The sequence below is a fragment of the Rheinheimera riviphila genome, from assembly GCF_004005945.1.
In the GTDB taxonomy this organism is placed as follows: Bacteria; Pseudomonadota; Gammaproteobacteria; order Enterobacterales; family Alteromonadaceae; genus Pararheinheimera; species Pararheinheimera riviphila.
Genome location: NZ_SACS01000013.1, coordinates 22,853 through 42,202, shown reverse-complemented (window position 1 = coordinate 42,202; position 19,350 = coordinate 22,853). Strand labels below are relative to the sequence as shown.

The 19,350-nt window shown below is 51.3% G+C and carries 13 protein-coding genes; 8 read left to right on the top strand and 5 right to left on the bottom strand.

Annotated elements, in window-relative coordinates; genetic code table 11:
- Nucleotides 1–39 precede the first annotated feature (39 nt).
- Nucleotides 40–1,827: a choice-of-anchor I family protein gene (locus EOE67_RS12610; protein ID WP_127699440.1), complete on the top strand. Its 1,788-nt coding sequence runs from the start codon at nucleotides 40–42 to the stop codon at nucleotides 1,825–1,827.
- Nucleotides 1,828–1,912: 85 nt separating this feature from the next.
- Here the strand turns inward: EOE67_RS12610 and EOE67_RS12605 are convergent, their stop codons facing one another.
- A complete protein-coding gene (locus EOE67_RS12605) occupies nucleotides 1,913–3,274 on the bottom strand; it encodes an amidohydrolase (protein ID WP_127699439.1) in 1,362 nt (453 codons plus the stop codon).
- A 213-nt stretch (nucleotides 3,275–3,487) separates the two neighbouring features.
- Here EOE67_RS12605 and EOE67_RS12600 point away from each other — a divergent pair, with 213 nt between their 5' ends.
- Complete coding sequence (locus EOE67_RS12600) at nucleotides 3,488–4,234, top strand: TerC family protein (protein WP_127699438.1); 747 nt, start codon at nucleotides 3,488–3,490, stop codon at nucleotides 4,232–4,234.
- A gap of 90 nt (nucleotides 4,235–4,324) precedes the next feature.
- Here EOE67_RS12600 and EOE67_RS12595 read toward each other — a convergent pair whose 3' ends face one another.
- Both EOE67_RS12595 and EOE67_RS12590 read right to left on the bottom strand, forming a co-directional pair.
- Nucleotides 4,325–4,951, bottom strand: a complete 627-nt coding sequence (locus tag EOE67_RS12595; protein ID WP_127699437.1) for a trimeric intracellular cation channel family protein — start codon at nucleotides 4,949–4,951, stop codon at nucleotides 4,325–4,327.
- Nucleotides 4,952–5,324: 373 nt separating this feature from the next.
- A complete protein-coding gene (locus EOE67_RS12590; protein WP_127699436.1) occupies nucleotides 5,325–5,918 on the bottom strand; it encodes a hypothetical protein in 594 nt (197 codons plus the stop codon).
- 207 nt (nucleotides 5,919–6,125) lie between these two features.
- On the opposite strand from EOE67_RS12590, the gene EOE67_RS12585 reads away from it, so the two are divergent.
- Nucleotides 6,126–7,769: a S41 family peptidase gene (locus EOE67_RS12585; RefSeq protein WP_127699435.1), complete on the top strand. Its 1,644-nt coding sequence runs from the start codon at nucleotides 6,126–6,128 to the stop codon at nucleotides 7,767–7,769.
- Between the two features lie 56 nt (nucleotides 7,770–7,825).
- Here EOE67_RS12585 and EOE67_RS12580 read toward each other — a convergent pair whose 3' ends face one another.
- Nucleotides 7,826–8,374, bottom strand: coding sequence for an aldolase/citrate lyase/malate synthase family protein (locus tag EOE67_RS12580; protein ID WP_240652804.1), 549 nt, complete (start codon nucleotides 8,372–8,374; stop codon nucleotides 7,826–7,828).
- Nucleotides 8,375–8,585: 211 nt separating this feature from the next.
- Here EOE67_RS12580 and EOE67_RS12575 point away from each other — a divergent pair, with 211 nt between their 5' ends.
- Nucleotides 8,586–10,007, top strand: a complete 1,422-nt coding sequence (locus EOE67_RS12575; RefSeq protein WP_240652803.1) for a DUF3612 domain-containing protein — start codon at nucleotides 8,586–8,588, stop codon at nucleotides 10,005–10,007.
- Between the two features lie 68 nt (nucleotides 10,008–10,075).
- Here EOE67_RS12575 and EOE67_RS12570 read toward each other — a convergent pair whose 3' ends face one another.
- On the bottom strand, nucleotides 10,076–10,462 hold the full coding sequence (locus tag EOE67_RS12570; RefSeq protein WP_127699433.1) for a hypothetical protein: 387 nt from the start codon (nucleotides 10,460–10,462) through the stop codon (nucleotides 10,076–10,078).
- 4 nt (nucleotides 10,463–10,466) lie between these two features.
- Between EOE67_RS12570 and EOE67_RS12565 the strand changes: the two genes are divergently transcribed.
- The 4 genes from EOE67_RS12565 to EOE67_RS12550 all read left to right on the top strand — a co-directional run bounded on the left by EOE67_RS12565 (nucleotide 10,467) and on the right by EOE67_RS12550 (nucleotide 19,332).
- Nucleotides 10,467–11,582, top strand: coding sequence for an HDOD domain-containing protein (locus EOE67_RS12565; RefSeq protein ID WP_127699432.1), 1,116 nt, complete (start codon nucleotides 10,467–10,469; stop codon nucleotides 11,580–11,582).
- Nucleotides 11,583–11,837: 255 nt separating this feature from the next.
- Nucleotides 11,838–13,157, top strand: coding sequence for an efflux RND transporter periplasmic adaptor subunit (locus tag EOE67_RS12560; RefSeq protein ID WP_127699431.1), 1,320 nt, complete (start codon nucleotides 11,838–11,840; stop codon nucleotides 13,155–13,157).
- On the top strand, nucleotides 13,157–16,258 hold the full coding sequence (locus EOE67_RS12555; RefSeq protein WP_127699430.1) for a multidrug efflux RND transporter permease subunit: 3,102 nt from the start codon (nucleotides 13,157–13,159) through the stop codon (nucleotides 16,256–16,258). Before EOE67_RS12560 ends, EOE67_RS12555 begins: the two co-directional genes overlap by 1 nt.
- Complete coding sequence (locus EOE67_RS12550) at nucleotides 16,258–19,332, top strand: efflux RND transporter permease subunit (RefSeq protein ID WP_127699429.1); 3,075 nt, start codon at nucleotides 16,258–16,260, stop codon at nucleotides 19,330–19,332. Before EOE67_RS12555 ends, EOE67_RS12550 begins: the two co-directional genes overlap by 1 nt.
- Nucleotides 19,333–19,350: the final 18 nt, after the last annotated feature.

Genomic DNA, 19,350 nt, shown 5'->3' with positions numbered 1-19,350 from the left:
TACTGCTTAATTTTCAGACTAAACAGGAACTTAGCAGCAATGAACATCAAAAAATCTGGCATCAGCTTACTCGCAATGGCCATCATGGTCAGTTTAGCCGGTTGTAGCCTGGAAGGAGACGACGGTGCTACGGGCCCGGCGGGTGCCAACGGTGCTGCCGGTACGCCGGGTGCAACAGGCCCAACCGGTGCTGCTGGTCAAAATGCTCAGACCGGAGTCAACACTCAGCCGATTGGCCGTTTTACGACGGGCACTTACGGCCAGGCTGCTGCCGAAATTACCCAATATCACAGTGCTTCAAAGCGTATTTTCCTGATCAACGGCGCGGCCAACCGCATTGAAATTCTCAATGCAGCTACCCTAACCAGCACTGCACTCAGTGATGCGCTGACGGCCAATAACCTGACCAGCACCCCGTTGGCAATACCTGCGACTGCGGTGGTCAAAAATGCCGCCGCGGTCGATGAAACCCTCACTTTAGGTTTTGCCAACTCGATTGCCATTTCTGGCAACTGGCTGGCGATTGCCGTTGAAAATAAAGTGAAATCTGCCGCCGGTGCGGTGCTGATTTATGATTTAACTGCCGCCACCCCGGTTTTTAACAAAGCGATTAAAGTCGGTTCGTTGCCAGACATGCTGACCTTCAGCCCGGATGGTCAAACCTTAATTATCGCCAACGAAGGCGAGCCGGAAAGCAATTACAGTGTTGATCCGGAAGGGAGCATTGGCCTGGTCAAACGTACCAACAATCAATGGCCAGATCAGGCGGTCTTGTTGGGATTTGGCGCTTTTGAAAGTCAAAAAGCCGTGCTTTTGAAAAAAGGTTTGAAGATAGCGGCGCCAGAAGGCACAACTTTGGCACAGGATATCGAGCCTGAATATATTACCGTTACTGCTGACGGCAAAAAAGCTTATGTCTCGTTGCAGGACAACAACGCGCTGGCGGTGGTCGATATTGCTACAGCTAAAATCGACAAAATTGTTGGTTTAGGCTTTAAAGATTACAGTTTGCCGGAAAACGCCCTCGATACCGGTGATCGTGACGGCATTAATCTGCAGACCGTTCCTGGCCTGTTTGGTGTGTATCAGCCAGATACGATCACCAATTATCAATGGAAAGGCGCGACTTTTATCGTTTCCGCCAACGAAGGTGATTCTCGTGACTGGTCGGCCTATAGCGAAGAAGCCCGCGTCAGCGCCATGCCACGTTCGGCAGAGTTGGTGGCCAAACAAGCCGGTGTTTATAGCAGCAACGGTTTAGCAAGGCTAAAAGTCACTAAAGCATTGGGCAAAAATGCCAACGGCGAGTATGACGCGTTGTACGCTTTTGGTAGCCGCTCTTTTAGTATCTGGGATCAAAACGGCGCCCAGGTGTATGACAGTGCTGCTGATTTCGAGAAAATCAGTGCGGCGTTGCAAGGTGAAGCCGGCTTTAACAGCAACCATTTAGCCAATGGCGGCGACAACCGTTCTGACGATAAAGGTCCAGAGCCGGAAGCGGTCGCTGTGGGTCAAGTCGGGGATAAAACTTACGCTTTTGTCGGCACTGAGCGGTTAAGTGCAGTTTTTGTTTATGACGTCACCAACCCGTATCAGGTGAAGTTTGTCGATTATTTCCACAACCGCAATTTTGACGTGACTTTTGCCATCGACGACGAAAAATCACCACCTACCCTGAGCGGCAGCTACCTGCAAGCCGGTGATTTAGGACCAGAAAGTTTGGTGTTTGTACCGGCAGCGCAAAGTGCCACCGGCAAAGCTCTGTTGTTGATGGCCAGCGAAGTCAGCGGTAGCCTGACGGTGTTTGAAGTCAGCCCAAAATATTGATATTCAGGTTATTAATGATTTGAGAATGAAATGAAGGGTCAGCATTATGTGTTGTCCCTTCACTATTTTCATCCTTTTAAAGGTGTTATTTCACCGGCATCAGTTCAAACAAAGCATGCACCGTGGCTTCAACCCCAGTGCGAATGGCCGGTTCTGGTTCTACTTTAAACAGCGGGCTATGATGGCTAGGCACCGCAGGACCGCCGTTTTTCTCTGCGGCAAAAGCGGCTGCTGGTGTGCCGCCGACTGCAAAGTAAGTGCTTGGAATGTATGGGTTAATGGTTAAAAACGGAAAGTCTTCGGCGCCCATGCCTAAACGACGATAATTCTCATCAAAAATCTGTTCACCCATGGTTTTGCGCCAGCTGGCTTTTAGTCTTTGTGTTAATGGAATATCGTTGACCGTCGGTGGCGTGGTTTGTGGGTCGACTTTCACTTCCGGTAATTTATCTTCAGGTAAACCCGCGGCACGACCAAGGTTTTTCGCCACCCGTTCAATGGCTTGAATTAAATAGTCACGCGTTTCCAGATTATCATTGCGCACCGTCAGCTGCAGAACCGCCTGATCCGGAATAATGTTGTGCTTAGAACCGGCATGAAAAGAACCGACGGTAATCACGCCAGGCTCTTTTGGCGCCAGTTCGCGGCTGATAATGGTTTGCAGCGCCAACACTATTTGTGCGCCGAGCACGATTGGATCTTTGCCCCGGTGCGGGCTGGCACCGTGCGCGCCAACACCATGAATAATAATATCCACGCTATCGACACCAGAATAAGGTGAACCTTCAACCGCGACTATTTTGCCGGCTTCAATTTCACTGGACACGTGAAAGGCCAGCGCGTAATCCGGTTTGCCAAAACGCTGATATAACCCATCGTCCATCATACTTTGGGCGCCGCCGACCCGCTCTTCCGCTGGCTGACCAATCAGCATCAGGGTGCCAGACCATGCTTTTTTGCGCGCCGCCATTTGCCGCGCCGTACCGACCAGACTGGTGATATGCACATCGTGGCCACAGGCATGCATCACCGAGACTTCTTTACCGTCCCAGTCCTTGGTTTTTACTTTCGACGCATAAGCTAAACCGGATTTTTCCTCTACCGGCAAACCGTCCATATCAGCACGCATCATCACCAACGGGCCAGGACCGTTTTTCAGAATGGCCACCACACCGGTTTTACCAACGCCGGTGGTCACAGTAAAACCAGCAGCTTTTAATTCAGCGGCTAGTCGTTTAGCGGTATTAAATTCCAGATGGGACAGTTCCGGGTGTTGATGAAAATGCTGAAACAGCGATGACAAATGTTGTTGATAATCTGCCTCAATGGCTTTGGATAAGTCGGCGGGAGCGGCGAATGCAACCTGACAGCTCAGCGCCAACGGGGTCAGCAGCAGCGATATTTTTTTGGTGAGGCTTTTCGTGAAGACATGCGTCAGGCTTTTCATCAGATCGGGTTTCCTGGAGTGGTTTTTTTCAGCATAACAGCTGCAGTTGTACCGCGACCAGCACCATTGAACCTGAATTCAGCCACGTTCAGCGATTGTCGGGCGTTGGTGATGTTCTGTGCAATCAGCCGTGCTGTGCCTTTATCTGCTGGCGGTTTTTAAGCCTGCTGGTAGACTAGCGAAAGACAAAGTAACTAACGAAGGAAAATGGCTATGTTTGAGTGGATCGCCAGTCCGGAAGCCTGGATTGCCCTTGGCACCCTTGCTGCGCTGGAAATTGTATTAGGTATTGATAATATTATCTTTTTATCAATTTTAGTCGGCCGGTTACCGGAAAAGCAACGTGCTTTTGCCCGTCGGGTCGGTTTAGGCCTGGCGATGTTTGCCCGGTTGGCGTTGTTGTTCTCGATTTCCTGGGTGATGGGGTTAACCGACACTTGGTTCACTGTGTTAGGGAATGACATCTCGGGTCGGGACGTGATCCTGATTGGTGGTGGTTTATTTTTACTGGCGAAATCGACGCAGGAAATTCACATCAGTCTGGAAGGTGCGCATCAAGAAGCATCAGGTCCAAAAGTGGTTGCCAATAACCTGATGATGGTGCTGATTCAGATCATGATCCTCGATATCGTGTTCTCGCTGGATTCTGTGATTACTGCCGTTGGTCTGGTCAATGACATTGAAATTATGGCAATTGCGATTATTGCAGCTGTGCTGGTGATGATGTTTGCCGCCAAATCGATTGGCGATTTTGTTGACGCTCATCCTTCGATTAAAATTCTGGCGTTGTCATTCCTGATCATGGTTGGCGCGATGTTAATTGTTGAAGGTTTTGACGTGCATGTACCAAAAGGCTACATCTACTTCGCAATGGCGTTCTCGGTGGTGGTCGAAATGATCAACATCAAGATGCGCAAGAAAACACAGCCGGTGACTTTGCACAAAGACACCCCTGAATAACCTGCTTTTTAGCTGAAACAAACCCGGCTTCCTGCCGGGTTTGTTGTTTTCAGCCATGTTATTTGCAGATGCATGGTGAAGCGGGGGAAGTCAGGGATCAATTTTGCCGTGTCGGCCAAACACCGGGATTGTCAGATGCCAACGAATCGCCGCCAGTCGCAACAGTAACAGCGCCGTCATGCCACACAACATGGACGGCATTTTGCCCACGCCAAGCTCCAGCAAACCGATATACACCAGTCCGCCAAAAATACAGGTCACGGCGTACAATTCGCCACGAAACACCAGCGGGATCTCGCGGCACAATACATCACGGATCATCCCGCCACAGACGCCGCTCATGGTGCCCATCATAATGGCGACAAAACCTGAAGTGCCATGATCCAGCGCCTTTTGCGTGCCCATCACCACAAAAAACGCCAAGCCAATGGCGTCAGCAATTTGCAGCGCATTATTAGGAATGGTCAGTCGTTTGCGCACCAGCAGGATGGTGAGCGCAGTTGCTGCGAAGATGGCATAAAAATAATCGTTGTTGCTGAGCCAAATCACCGGTACGTCCAGGATCAGATCTCTGATGGTCCCGCCGCCAATCGCGGTCACAGTGGCCAGTACCAGTACCCCAAAGCCATCCATTTGTTTACGCCAGGCCGCTAAAGTACCGGAGATTGCAAACACCGCAATACCGAGCAAATCAAACCAGTGAAAATAAAGCTCCATCGTGCGCTCCACCGCAAAAGAACCCATCATAACAATGAAGTAGGAACTGCGGATAGCAGCGGCGACAAATTGCTCTGATGACTGCTGAGCATTAGCAGACTCATTAGAACTGATGCCGGCATTAGCACACAGCGCCTTACTGGCAACACCAGCTCAACAAATTACAAAAAAAATTACCGAAAATTGCAAATTTGACTTGGCAAAACGGCTGTATCCATTATGATTAATTCAGTTACCTGTTTTCATGACAGGCAACTGGCAAAAAGTTTTTGGCGGTACAGCAATCACTTTCGCGGAGCGGATTCTCCCAGGGTGATTGCTGGCTTTCCAGAGTCGCCGCGGCGCGTTTTCCGCTGCAGTCATTTTCCCCGCGTTAAAAATGTACACTGAGCTCCAATCCGGTAAACCACTGATAGCGATTTGGGATCGGTTGATAAGGGTCAAAGTTGTGTTGTAAAAATTGTTCTTCCAGGCTTTCCAGATAACGATACCGTGCATATAGATTCACACTGAGCCAATCAAGTCGCCAGCCTGCGCCGACGCCGACAAACCAGTCCGGGCGGGATGGATCCTGATAACGTTCTTCGTAATAGTCCCCATAATAATCATCGTAGTAGCCATAGTTCCTGCTGCCGTCGACAAATAGCTCATCAATGGCGACGCCAAGTTCGGCATAAAGATTGACATAATGAAACACGCCAAACCGCACTGAAGCGTCAAAGTTGGTAAATGAAGTATCAGGGTGTAAATGACTTTCTGGTTGGAAAAAACTTAAATTAGTGACCAATTCGACATATTGTTTGTCATATGCATAGTTACCCCATTTCAAGCCAGCATTGCTGATATTGCCTAGTGAATTCGTTTCGTAGCTGAGGGTCGGGGTCAGTCGCCATTCTTGCTGGTAAAATGGATCTGCCCACAGTGCGGAACAGAAAATCAAAGTACTGAATATTAATATTTTTTTCACAGAAGCCTGCCATGATAATCTGAGGGGGTGCGACTGATGGTATTGTTGCCGGAATGAACCATGGCTTAATTATTTTGGCCGCTCTGGCAACCGCGATGGTTATTTCTGGGTTGCCTAAAAAAGCGCTATAGGTTACAAAGTTGCTAACAAACAAGGTTGGTAAGTTAGACTGGTGTACAAACCGACTATTGAAGTGAGGTCATACCGATGAAGTTTATTCAATTGCGCAGCAGTCTCACCCTGCTGATTTCAGCTCTGGCGTTGACGGCATGTGGCGGTGGTAGCGGCGGTGGGACCACAGTGACACCACCGGCGCCAAATCCGGGCACCGGTACCATTCCACCGGCGCCAACCTGGGTTGCCGGTCAGTTCCCGGCCGAAGGCACATTCAAAAACTTCTGCGCCGCGCCGCGCAGTGGTGTTAATCCTTATTCCAATACGGCCTATCCGGATAAAGCCGGTACCACCGACCATGAAAAGATGTGGTTGCGCAGCTGGAGTAACCGCACTTATTTATGGTATCGCGAGTTATCTGATTTGAATCCGGCGAGTTATACCGTTGAGCAGTATTTTAATTTGTTGCGAACCACTGCCGTGATTGATTCTGGCGCGGTGAAAGACAAGTACCATTATCAGGATAATACCGCAGAGTATAAAAAACGTACGCAAAGTGGTGTGACTTCTGGTTATGGCATCAGTTGGAAAGCAGGTGCAACTGCGCCACCGCGGGATTTTGTCATTGCCTACACCGAAAGTGCTTCCCCAGCCGTAGCGCAAAATCTGGGCCGTGGCGCTAAATTGCTGGAAGTGGATGGCGTCGATTTTGTCAATGACAACACCCAGGCCGGAGTTGATAAAATTAACGCTGGATTGTTACCGGCCAAAGCGGGCGAAAGTCATCAGTTTACCTTTGTTGACCAGCAAGGTGTGCGTCGAAGCTACACCCTGGTTTCAGCCGATGTGCCGACCAATCCGGTACAGAATGTCAAAGTGATCAACAGCGCTAGAGGAAAAGTAGGTTATCTGCAATTTAACTCACATATTGCCAACGCGCAGCCGCAACTGATTGCTGCTATTCATAAATTCAGAAATGACAATGTCAGCGAACTGGTGATTGATTTACGCTATAACGGCGGTGGTTTGTTGGCACTTGCCAGTCAGTTTGGATTTATGGTGGCAGGTCCGAATATTATTCAGGGTCGTGATTTTGAGAAATTGGTCTTTAACGACAAGTATCCGAATACCGATCCCGAGACCGGGAAGGTGCAGAGACCTGTGCCATTTTATGATAAAAAAATCGATTATCAGGCCGGTGAACTAACTGGAGAGAATTTACCTGTCGTAGGTCTGAGCCGGGTTTTTGTGCTCTCAACAGCGAACACTTGTTCAGCCAGCGAAGCCTTTATTAATGGCTTACGGGGTGTTGATTTGGAAGTGATCCTGATTGGTAGTAAAACCTGCGGTAAACCTTATGGCTTTAATCCAACGGATAACTGTGGTGTGACGTACAGCACTATTCAGTTCAGTGGCGTCAATGCCAAAGGTTTTGGCGATTATGCGGATGGTTTACGACCTGCGCCAGCTCCACAATTCGCTGCTGATATTAAAGGCTGCAGTGTTGCCGATGATTTGACGAGACCATTAGGTGACAGCAACGAGAAGATGTTCAGCGCTGCTTTGCAATATATGAGTAGCGGGACTTGCCCGGTGCAAACCCAAACCTTAGCTCAGGCGCTGGCGGCGAAATCTGCGGCAGCGGCCATTGTTCCAAATGGTTTAGAGGTTCGGGATCCAAATCAGGATCACATACTGAATAACAAGATTTATCAGCCTGAAATTAAACAGCAATAACTTAAAAAAGGGGCGGAGCTCATTGTGTTGCAATGAGCTCCGCCCCCTTTTTTACGTTAAAGCTGATAATCGCCACCATCTTTCGCCGTAAAACAAGTGCCGTGACACCCTGGCAGCTGATCGCTGCGTAATTGCCCGTCCATCATACTGAACCAGCGTGGTGACAGCTCTGGCTGCTCGGCGGCAATCTCTAACTGAATATCGGTAATGCCGGCATTATCGCGGGCGCTGTGTTGACCACTGCCGCAGAACACCAGTTCGACATGACGACCTTCACCACGTAACAACACCGACTGTGGCTTTTGTTTCGAACCGCACAGCGCGACAAACTGGGTTGGATCGGCCAAGCCGCTGTTGCTGCCATCTTTTAAAAACGCCAACAAATGTTGGTAATACACCACATAACTCAGAACATCTTTGTGCGAGCCGTGCTCCAGTGGGAAGACTTTATCCAAAAAGCCTTTGGAGTAATCCAGGATCTGCCGTAAGTGGCTATCATTTAACGCGCTGATGGCGTTGATTTCCTGGCGGATGAAATGATCAAGCATTTGTGGTTGCTGCGTTTGGTATTGATCATGCTGCTCGTTGCGTTGTGTCATCGTCATGGTGGTTATCCTCGCTCACTCTGGCTATTCATTGCTGCAAGCAGTCGTTGCTGTTGCTTAGAACTTAGTCTATGTTGTTTTTGTGCATAATTTGACAATTAAAACTTCACAGTGTGAATTTTACAAAATGACTTCAACAAAAAGCTTACTCAGAAAATCACATTTCCTCGGGACTAAAATAAGAAACCTGAGGAAACGCAATAACTTAACGATGGAAGACTTGTCGACCCGCTGTATCCGGATCGATCCGGAATACGCGCCGTCGGTGTCTTACTTGTCGATGATCGAACGTGGCAAACGGGTGCCCAGCGTCGAAATGCTAACGGTGATTGCCCAGGTTTTTCAAAAAGATCTGGAATGGTTTCTCGATGGCGAAGAGCAGCAACTGGATATCACGCCGGCCAAAGGCAGTCGCGGTGGCATTCATGGTATGGCGCTGGAACCAGGCTTTTTGTTTTCCAACGACATTCTGCAAATTGCCATTCCGGAAATGTTGTCGCAAACCGGCATCAGCGGCAAACAGTTTGCGCAGCTATTGATCCGCGCGCATCAGGAGCATCACCAAAACCACTTTCCGGAGCTGGAACGCGCCGCTGAAGAAGTTGGTTTAAAGCGGATGCCACTCAGCGTCGAAGATTTGTTGGTAATCGTGAAGCAGCTTGGGCTCAGTATCAGCTGGTTTGATGAAGTGCCCAAAGAAGTGCTGGATGAGCTGGGGGTGCTGAGTAAAAACGTGTCAACCTCGTTTTATTTGCCACCAAAAACTTTGCATTTAAACCGCATTCTGAAAAACCATCCAACCCGGCTGAAATACGAGCTGGCGGTGCATATTGGCCATGCCGTGCTCCATAACAAAGACGGTGTCAAAAGTGGCATGTCGGTCGGTGGCGCGCAGGAAGTGGTGGGATCGGATTCACCCGATATGGCGCCGCAGGACATTCTGCACGCCTGGCGTGACTTTGAATCAAGCTTTTTCGCCGGCGCTTTGTTGTGCCCGAAAATGCCGTTCCGGCAATTGCTGGACCGCCATGGTTATGAAATCAGCTCGCACCAGGGCGCTGGTGTATCTGCTTCGGTGGCGATGCGGCGGATGACGGCGGTGTCGCCTTATCATCACTGGCACTATTTTGATGCTTATACCCCTGGCAAATTAAAGGCAGTGTATCGCGGCAATGGCATTCCGCTGCCGTGGGGCAATATGCGCAAAGTGGAAGATCCTTGTCAGCACTGGGCGGTGTTCCGGATGTTTGATGTTGAAGGGCAACAAAGTTCGGCGCAGTTGTCATTGTTAGAAGTGCAGGGACAACCCAGAATTTATTGTTGTGAATCGACTAAAGTATTGGATTTGGCGGGCAACGCCCATGTGCTGTGCGCCGGCATTGATTTAAACCCGGCGATTGATGCACAGGGTATGGACGCCGATGCGATGGCGCAGGAATTAAAAGCTTTGTGTAATAGCCAAGGCGGCGCCGGGAAAATTCCGCCGGCGATCAAAAGCACTTTAAGTACGGTGGCCAATATTCTGAATATTAACTGGGTGGCGCGGAGTCTGGAAAAGCCAGCGCAACTGATTTGTTCCAGGGGAAATCATTGCCCGCGGGATCCGGCCTGTTATCAGCGGTGTGGCGGTTAACAATTGCGAAGGGCTTAAATTCCCAAGTAATTGTTAACGCCAGAGGGCTGGTCGCGGTAGGTTAAGTGTTAGCTTTTTGGCCGGCAAACTTTGGTTTTCATATTCGAACCGAGCGCCTTTTCTGAGCGGCAGATCATATCTTTTTTCGGCTTGTCCGCTTCCGCGGTGGCGGCCGTTTTGTTGGTAGCTTCAGTTTGTTTCGTTGTGTTGTTGGCGGTTGCACCACAGCCAGTGATGCTAACCAACAATACGAGGGTTAAAAGGTGTTTCATGGCGAGTTCCTGAATTAGGTGAATAACAGCAAAATAAGCTAATTCATTTACAAAAACAAAACAAGTGGCATTTTCGGGACTGGAGCGGTCAAATTGTAACCCGATGTAAGTGCAAAGGTTATGTAAATTGACTACAGCACTGTCCCCGCTACTGTTACATTGAGCCAATATTGCAAAGGACATTCCCATGTTTCAGGTTGTTGCTATCAGTCTTAACCCGGCCTTGCTGAGTTTCTTAAATAAGTACTGCACCAAATATGACGCGCGTTGGCAGCTGCGAAGTTTTCCGACGATCGGTAGTTATGCCGCGGCGCCGCGGAATGAAGACAGCACTGATTTGTTGTTTTTTGATGCGCAGGACATCATTGCAGGCCTGGAAGAAAAGCGGCTGGTTTGTTTTATGGCGCCGTTAGCGCTCAGGGTGGTGGTGACCAATACCCTGCATGACGATGTGGTGCTGGACCATCTGGATCACTTCCATGCCTTTATTGGCGAATCTGTTGATTTTGAACATTTAACCCAGTTATTTCAAAATGCGCAGCGGCTAAAAACCTTGCCGTTACCAGCGTTATCGCGGCGTATTCTGGCGTCATTTACCCATTACCCGGTGTTCCCGGCGGTCAGCAACAACTTGCGGCAGCAGTTGGCCGATCCGACGGTGGACGTGGCCAGAGTCGCCCGTTTACTGGAACATGATCCGGTGGTCGTTTCGCGTTTAATGCAGCTGGTCAATTCACCTTATATGGGCTTTGCCAGTGAAACGCTGTCGCTGGACATCGCGGTCAGCCGTCTTGGCATGCAGGTGGTGGAAATGCTGGTGCTGATGTTGGCGGTCAAAGGCGCTTCGGCGACAGTTTCCGCTAAAGAGCATGGCCAGGTGATGGAGCAGGCGCTGCAGTTGGCGAATGCCTGCCGCTCGCTGGCTAAAGAAAGCCAGCTGAAACGGCAGCAACAGGAGCACGTGTTTATCGCGGCCATTCTGAGTTGTTTTGGGCAGTTACTATTACTGCAAAACGGCTGGATGCTGGATGATCCGGGCCTGGAAGCTGAACAGTCGGACAGCATCAGACCCGATGTAGCGATTTCAGCTTATCTGCTGACGTTATGGGGGCTGGATCAAAAGCTGATTGCCCCTTTGTTGACGCAGCATCAGTTTAATGCGGACCCTGGAACTGAGTGGCTGGTCAGCAATTGCCTTTATCTGGCGCGGCTTAGCAAAGCGCAACTACAGGCGTTGCCGGACGATGTCCGCCAACACATCGTAGCGTCACCGTTTGGACCCACTTTGGGTCTGCGGCCTTAACATCATCCGAAGCCGGCGATCCATTAGACGTTGCTGTTCATCAGCAGTACTGGTCGCAGCTGCTGGTGGAAAGACCGCAGCGGCTGTCGCGCGGCGGCTGATTATCGTTAGGATGCAGCAAAAATTCATCGTTGGTATGAACTTACCAACCAGGTTCGTCGTAAATTATCGCTCGACCGCCAGCTGTTGCAATAAAGCATTCAGGCATTGGCGACTGAACTCACAGAGTCATGAGCATTTGCAGGGAAATTCAGAATGCCGAAGTTAACAACACGCACCCTTATCGCTGGTTTAAGTCTCGCTGCACTGGCGGTTGGCGGTTGGTGGTATCTGTCTGCGGATGCCGAAACCGCTGCCGGCGGCCAATCTGCACAACAAGGTCAGCGTCCAGGCGGACAAGGGGGGCCAAGAGCAGGCGGTCCACGTCCGGGCGGTCCAGGTGGTCCGGGCGCAGGTGCCAACCCGTGGAATGCGCCGGTGCCGGTGCGGGTGATCGCAGCAGGCAGTTCTGATTTAAAAGTCCAGGTCAAAGCCATTGGTACTGTGACGCCGCTCAATACCGTGGTGCTGCAAAGCCGGGTCAGTGGTCCGTTGCTCGAAGTGTTATTCAAAGAAGGCGAAAAAGTTGAAGCCGGTCAGTTGCTGGCGCGGATAGACCCGGCACCTTATCAGGTGAAGTTGTCGCAAGCCGAAGGCGTGAAGCAGCAGAATGTAGCGCAGCTGGTCAATGCCGAGCAGGATTTGGCCTTGTATCAAAAGCTGAAGCAGCAAAATTCTATTTCGGCGCAGCAGTTTAATAATCAGCAATCGCTAGTGAATCAGCTTAAAGGCACGCTGAAATCAAATCAGGCGCAAATTGACGCTGCCAAACTGGAGCTGTCTTATACCGAAATTAAAGCGCCGATCAGCGGCCGTTTAGGTTTACGCCGGGTTGATCCGGGCAATTTAGTCCAGGCCAATAGCGCCGACGGATTAGTGACGATCACTCAAAGCTCGCCAATCGCGGTGCAATTTACCATTCCGGAAACGCAATTAGCCCAAGTGCGCGATGCGTACCGCAAAGGTGTGGCGTTGTCGGTCGAAGCCTGGGACCGCTCTGAACAACAACAGCTGACCAGCGGTGTGTTGACGACGCTGGATAATCAGATTGATTTAGCCACCGGCACCTTAAAACTGAAAGCGGAATTTGCCAATCAACATGAAGAGTTGTTCCCGAACCAGTTTGTCAATGTGCGGCTGAACGTAGCCATACAAAGTGGCGCTGTGACCATTCCGCAAGATGCGGTGCAATATGGCTCACAGGGCACTTATGTCTACACCGTTGATAAAGCACAAAAATCGCAGATTAAAATGCTGAAATTAGGCGCCGTGGATAATGGCCTGGTGGCCGTGGAAGAAGGTTTGGCCGCTGGCGATTTGGTAGTACTGGAAGGTTTGGATCGGTTAAGACCAGGTCGGCAGGTGGAAGTGATTGCTGATGCGGCTGCTGGCAGCGAAGCGCCGGTAAATGGTGAAGCGCCGGTAAACAGCGAAGCCAAGGTGAAAAAAACCAGACCAGCGCGGCAGGCTAACTAATGAATATGTCCAAACCTTTTATTCTGCGACCGGTCGCGACATCGTTACTGATGCTGGCGATGTTGATCGCCGGCATGCTGGCCTGGCGCTTGTTGCCGGTGGCAGCATTGCCGCAGGTGGATTATCCGATTATTCAGGTGTTTACCTTTCAGCCAGGCGCTAGCTCCGATGTCGTCGCCAGAACCATTACTGCGCCACTTGAACGCAGGCTCGGCCAAATTCCCGGCCTAAAACAAATGTCATCGGCCAGCTCCAACGGCGCTTCGGTGGTGACTTTGCAATTTGCGCTGGTGGTCGATATGGGCGTGGCCGAGCAGGAAGTGCAGGCGGCCATAAATACCGCCGGATCTTTGCTGCCAAACGATTTACCGGCACCGCCGATTTACCGCAAAGTAAACCCGGCCGATGCGCCAATTCTGACACTGGCGGTGACATCCGACACTCTGCCATTGCCGCAAGTTTATGATTTAGTTGATACCCGGATGGCGCAAAAGCTGGCGCAGGTGACGGGTGTTGGCATGGTGAGCTTGGCCGGTGGCCAGCGCCCGGCCATTCGGGTCAAAGCCAATCCGGCGGCGTTAGCCTCGTTGGGTCTGAGCATGGAGCAACTACGTGCTGCCATCACTTCAGCCAATACTAATCAGCCGAAAGGCAGTTTTGATGGCCCGTTTCGTTCGACCATGCTGGACGCCAATGACCAAATTCGCAGTACCCAGGAATATGAAGAATTAATTATCGCCTGGCGTGGTGATGCGCCGGTGCGGATGCGCGATGTGGCAACGGTTGAGCAAAGCGCGGAAGACCGGTTTTTAGCGGCCTGGGCTAACCAAGAAGCGGCGGTGTTGGTGAATATTCAGCGCCAGCCTGGTGCCAACGTGATTGAAGTCGCTGATTTGATTCAGCAATTATTGCCACAACTCACCGCAACCATGCCAGCGGCGGTCAAGGTGCAGATTTTAACCGACCGCACCCAAAGTATCCGCGCTTCGGTGCATGACGTGCAGATGGAACTGATTTTCGCCATTTGTTTGGTGGTGTTGGTGACCTTTGTGTTTTTACGCACTATTCCGGCGACCATAATTCCAAGTCTGGCGGTGCCACTCAGTTTAGTCGGTACCTTTGCTGTGATGTACCTGCTTGATTTTTCAGTGAATAACTTAACTTTAATGGCGCTGACCATCGCCACCGGCTTTGTGGTCGATGATGCCATTGTGATGCTGGAAAACGTCGCCCGCCATCGCGAGCAAGGCGCGAGCCCAATGGAAGCAGCACTCAAAGGCGCGCAGGAAATTGGTTTTACGCTGATTTCGCTGACTTTTTCATTGATCGCCGTATTAATCCCGCTGCTGTTTATGGCTGATGTGGTTGGTCGGTTATTTTATGAATTTGCGGTGACGTTGGCGGTGGCCATTTTGATTTCGCTGTTGGTATCGCTGACGTTAACGCCCATGCTCTGTGCCCGTTTGCTTACCAAAATGCCAAAACATGATGATGAACATGACTGGATGTCGCGGATCATTCGGCGTTATGGCGTGATGTTGCAGTGGGTGCTGCACCATCAACGGCTGGCAATGCTGACGATGTTTGGTACTGTGGTGTTAACCGGCTTGCTGTATCTGGCGGTGCCGAAAGGCTTTTTCCCGGTGCAGGACAGCGGGGTTATTCAGGTGGTGACCGAAGCGCCGCAGGATATTTCGTTTCAGGCGATGGCCGAGCGGCAGCAACAACTCGCAGCCAATTTACTGCAACATCCGGATGTGGCCAGTTTAAGTTCCTTTATTGGCGTTGATGGCAGCAATAGCAGTATCAATAGCGGCCGCATTTTGCTGAACTTAAAACCTCATGGTAGCCGTAGTGAAAGTGCGACCGTTATTTTGCGCCAGTTGGAGCAGCAAGCGGCTGAAGTCACTGGTATTAAAGGCTGGTTCCAGCCGGTGCAGGAATTAAGTATCGAAGATAAAGTCAGCCGCACCCAATATCAGTTCACGTTGACCACACCAGACAGCGAAGTGCTGGGGCAGTGGTTACCTGATGTGCTGGCGGCACTGCGTAGCAGACCGGAATTGTCGGAAGTGGCGCATGACTTACAGCAACAAGGCTTGCAGGCTTACATTGATATCGACCGCACTGCGGCGTCCAGGCTTGGCATCAGCGTTAGTCAGGTTGGTGCGGCACTACAAAGCGCCTATAGCCAGCGCCAAATCAGCACCTTGTTTACCCAAGCCAACCAGTACCGGGTGATTTTGGAAGTGGATCCGGCGCAGGTGCAAGGTGTTGATGCGCTGAATAAATTGTTTTTAACCACCGCATCCGGCGGCACGGTGCCTTTGTCGGCAGTGGCGAAAGTGACGCAGCGGCCGGCTACTTTGTTGATTAACCACCAGGGGCAATTTCCGTCGGTGACCTTGTCATTTAACTTAGCTGCCGGTTATTCATTGGGTGAAGCGGTAGCGGCGATTGAAGAAACGCAGCAACAACTGCAGCTGCCGGCCGAAATTGAACTGAGTTTCCAGGGCGCAGCTGAAGCGTTCCGGGCATCATTGTCCAATACCTTGTGGCTGATTTTGGCGGCGGTACTGACCATGTACATCGTGCTCGGGATTTTGTACGAAAGCCTTATTCACCCGTTGACCATTTTATCGACTTTACCTTCGGCCACTGTTGGCGCCTTGCTGGCACTCCTGATCATGAACCAGCCGCTGGATCTGATTGCGGTGATTGGTATCGTGTTGTTGATAGGTTTAGTGAAGAAAAACGGCATTATGATGGTCGACTTTGCGCTGGAAGCGCAGCGTAATGACGGTTTAACGCCACGCGAAGCGATTTATCAGGCGGCGTTATTGCGGTTCCGGCCTATTCTGATGACCACCTTAGCGGCGTTATTTGGTGCTATTCCGTTGTTGCTGGCCAGTGGTTCGGGTGCTGAATTGCGCCAGCCGTTGGGTCTGGTGATGGTGGGTGGTTTGATTGTCAGTCAAATTCTGACGCTGTTCACCACGCCTGTGGTGTACCTGTGGTTTGACCGGCATTTAAGTCGCAAGCCGACGGCCGCAACGACTAAAGAGCCTGCGACAGAGCCAACTACCGGGGCAGCAATCTGATGAATCTGGCGCATCCATTTATCGAAAGACCGGTTGCCAGTGGTCTGATCGCCACCGCTATTTTGCTGCTCGGTTTATTGTGCTGGCGCTTGCTGCCGGTATCGCCGCTGCCGGCGGTTGATTTTCCGATGATAGTGGTCACCGCCAGTTTGCCGGGCGCTAGTCCGGAAAGTATGGCGGCAACGGTGGCGACGCCGCTGGAACGGGCGCTGGGTAGTATCGCTGGCATCAACCGCATCAGTTCCAACAGCAATCAGGGTTCAACCCAGATCCGGCTGGAATTTAAGCTGGATCGTAATGTCGACGAAGCCGCGCGAGAAGTGCAGGCGGCGATTAACGCGGTACGCGCGCAGTTACCGGCTGGGATGCCGGGTAACCCGATGTACCGCAAATTTAACCCGTCGCAGCAACCGGTGATGGCGCTGGCACTGAGCTCAGACAATCTGGCGTCCAGCGTGTTGTATGACGCCGCGGCCACGGTCATCGCCCAGAAAATATTGCAAATTCAAGGGGTGGGTGAAGTTGAAGTGACCGGTGCTTCACTGCCAGCCGTGCGGGTGCAGCTAAATCCAGCGATGCTCAGTCATTTTGGCATTGCACTGGACGAAGTGCGCACCGCCATTAGTGGCGCCAATGCCACAGTGCCGCTGGGCTTAGTGGAACTGGACGATCAACGTTGGCAGCTGGCGACGAATCAAACAATGCGCCGCGCCGCCGATTATCAGAACTTATTGATTAAATACCAAAATGGTTCGCCCATTAGGTTGACCGATGTTGCCACCGTCACCGATTCCACCGAAAACCGCTATGCCTCGGGTTTTCATAACGAGCGCAGCGCCGTTATTTTGCAAATCAGCCGTCGCAGTGGTGCCAATATAGTCGCCACCATCGATGCCATTTACGCCCAATTACCGCAGTTACAAGCACTTATTCCCGCCGATGCTGATTTATCGGTGGTGATGGACCGCTCGCCGGTGATCCGCGCCACCTTGAGTGAAGCGCAGCTCAGTTTGTTTATTTCGGTATTGTTGGTGGTGATTGTGGTGTGGCTGTTTTTAGGCAGCTTCCGCACCGCGCTGATCCCAACGGCGGCTATTCCGGTGTCGTTGATTGGCGCTTTTAGCGTGATGTATCTGTGTGATTTTTCATTGAATAATTTATCGGTGATGGCGCTGATTGTCGCTGCCGGTTTAGTGGTCGATGACGCGATTGTGGTGCTGGAAAATATTAAACGGCATATCGAAGCGGGTTTAACCCCGATTGCAGCGGCGCGTAAAGGCGCTGGTGAAGTTGGTTTTACCCTGATCGCGATGAACGCGGCGCTGATTGTGGTGTTTTTATCGATTTTATTTATGGGCGGTTTAGTTGAGCGGCTGTTCCGCGAATTCTCGATTACTTTAGCTGGCGCCATGCTGATTTCACTGGCGATTTCACTGACGCTAACGCCGAGTTTGTCGGCTTTGTTATTAAAACCGCTTACTCAAAAACCAATAGCAACTGAAGCCAGCGCGTTCAGCCGGTTTGCTGCCGGTTATCAGCGCAGCCTTGGCACAGTGCTGTTACATAAACGCTGGGTGTTGTTGGTGATGGTGGTGATTTTTGGCAGTACCGGCTGGCTCTATAACCAATTGCCAGGCGGCATGTTGCCGGATCAGGATACTGGTCAGCTGAATGGTTTTGTCCGTGGTGACGATGGTTTTTCGTATCAGGTGATGCAGCCAAAAATTGAAGAATTCCGGCAGTATTTACTGAAAGATCCAGCGATTGCCGATATCACCGGCGCCAGCGGCGGCGCGATGGGCTTAAGCAATTCACGGATCCAAATCCGCTTAAAACCTTTGGCCGAGCGCAAAATTTCGGCGCAGGCAGTGGTGGATCGCATTCGGATGAATGCACCAAAAGTGCCGGGCGCTATAGTGTTTTTAAGTGTCGATCAGGATATCCGTTTATCGTCGCCTTTTGGCAGCAGCGATTTTGAATTGTTGTTGTTATCGGGTGAACTGAAACCGCTGCGCGAATGGGGCAAAAAAGTCGCCGAAGGCATGAAAGAGCTGCCGGAACTGACCGATGTCGATGCACCGGGCGGTGAAGATGCGCAGCAAGTGGTGCTGCAGATTGATCGTGAAGCGGCGCAGCGCTTGGGTGTCGATATGCGCACCGTCGCCACCATGCTAAATAACTCGTTTTCGCAGCGTCAGGTAGCCACTTTGTACGATGAAATGAACCAGTACCGGGTGGTGATGGAGTTAGCGCCGGGTTATACCGCGCAGCCGGAAGTACTGAAGCAGTTAATGCTGATAAGCAAAGATGGCAGCAGGGTGCCGCTCAGCGCCATCGCTAGTTATGGTTATGGTTTGGTCAGCGACCGGGTGCGCCACGATGGCCAGTTTGCTTCGATGGGCATTGGTTATGCGCTGGCGCCCGGCGTCTCCGCGCAGCAGGCTGCAGCGGCGATTGATCAGCTGCTGGCCAAGCTAATGCTGCCGTCGACAGTGCACAGCATTAACGGTGAAGATCAACGCAATGCCATTTTCGAAAGTCAGGATAATTTCTGGTTGTTTGTTGGCGTGGTGCTGGCGGTGTATCTGGTGCTTGGCGTACTTTACGAGAGTATGGTGCAGCCGCTGACGATCATTTCCACTTTACCCTGCGCGGCGATCGGCGCTTTGCTGGCGCTGTATCTGACCAATTCCGACTTAAACCTGATTGCGTTATTGGGGTTATTTTTGCTGATTGGTATCGTGATGAAAAACGCCATTCTGCTGATTGATTTTGCGCTGGAAGCCGAGCGTACCCAGGGCTTGTCGCCAAAAGAAGCCGTACTGCAGGCTGCCGGACAACGGCTGCGGCCAATTTTGATGACCAACTGCGCGGCAGTGTTGGGCGCCGTGCCGCTGTTGCTGGGCATGGGCGAAGGCTCAGAGCTACGTCAGCCACTGGGTATTACCATTGTCGGCGGTTTGTTAGTCAGTCAGTTGTTGACGCTGTACAGCACGCCAGTGGTGTATTTGCTGCTGAGCCGGTTTAGGCGTACTGCATCAATGCCAGCCGCGGACGTACAACCCTCATCGTAGGCATCAAATGGATACAAG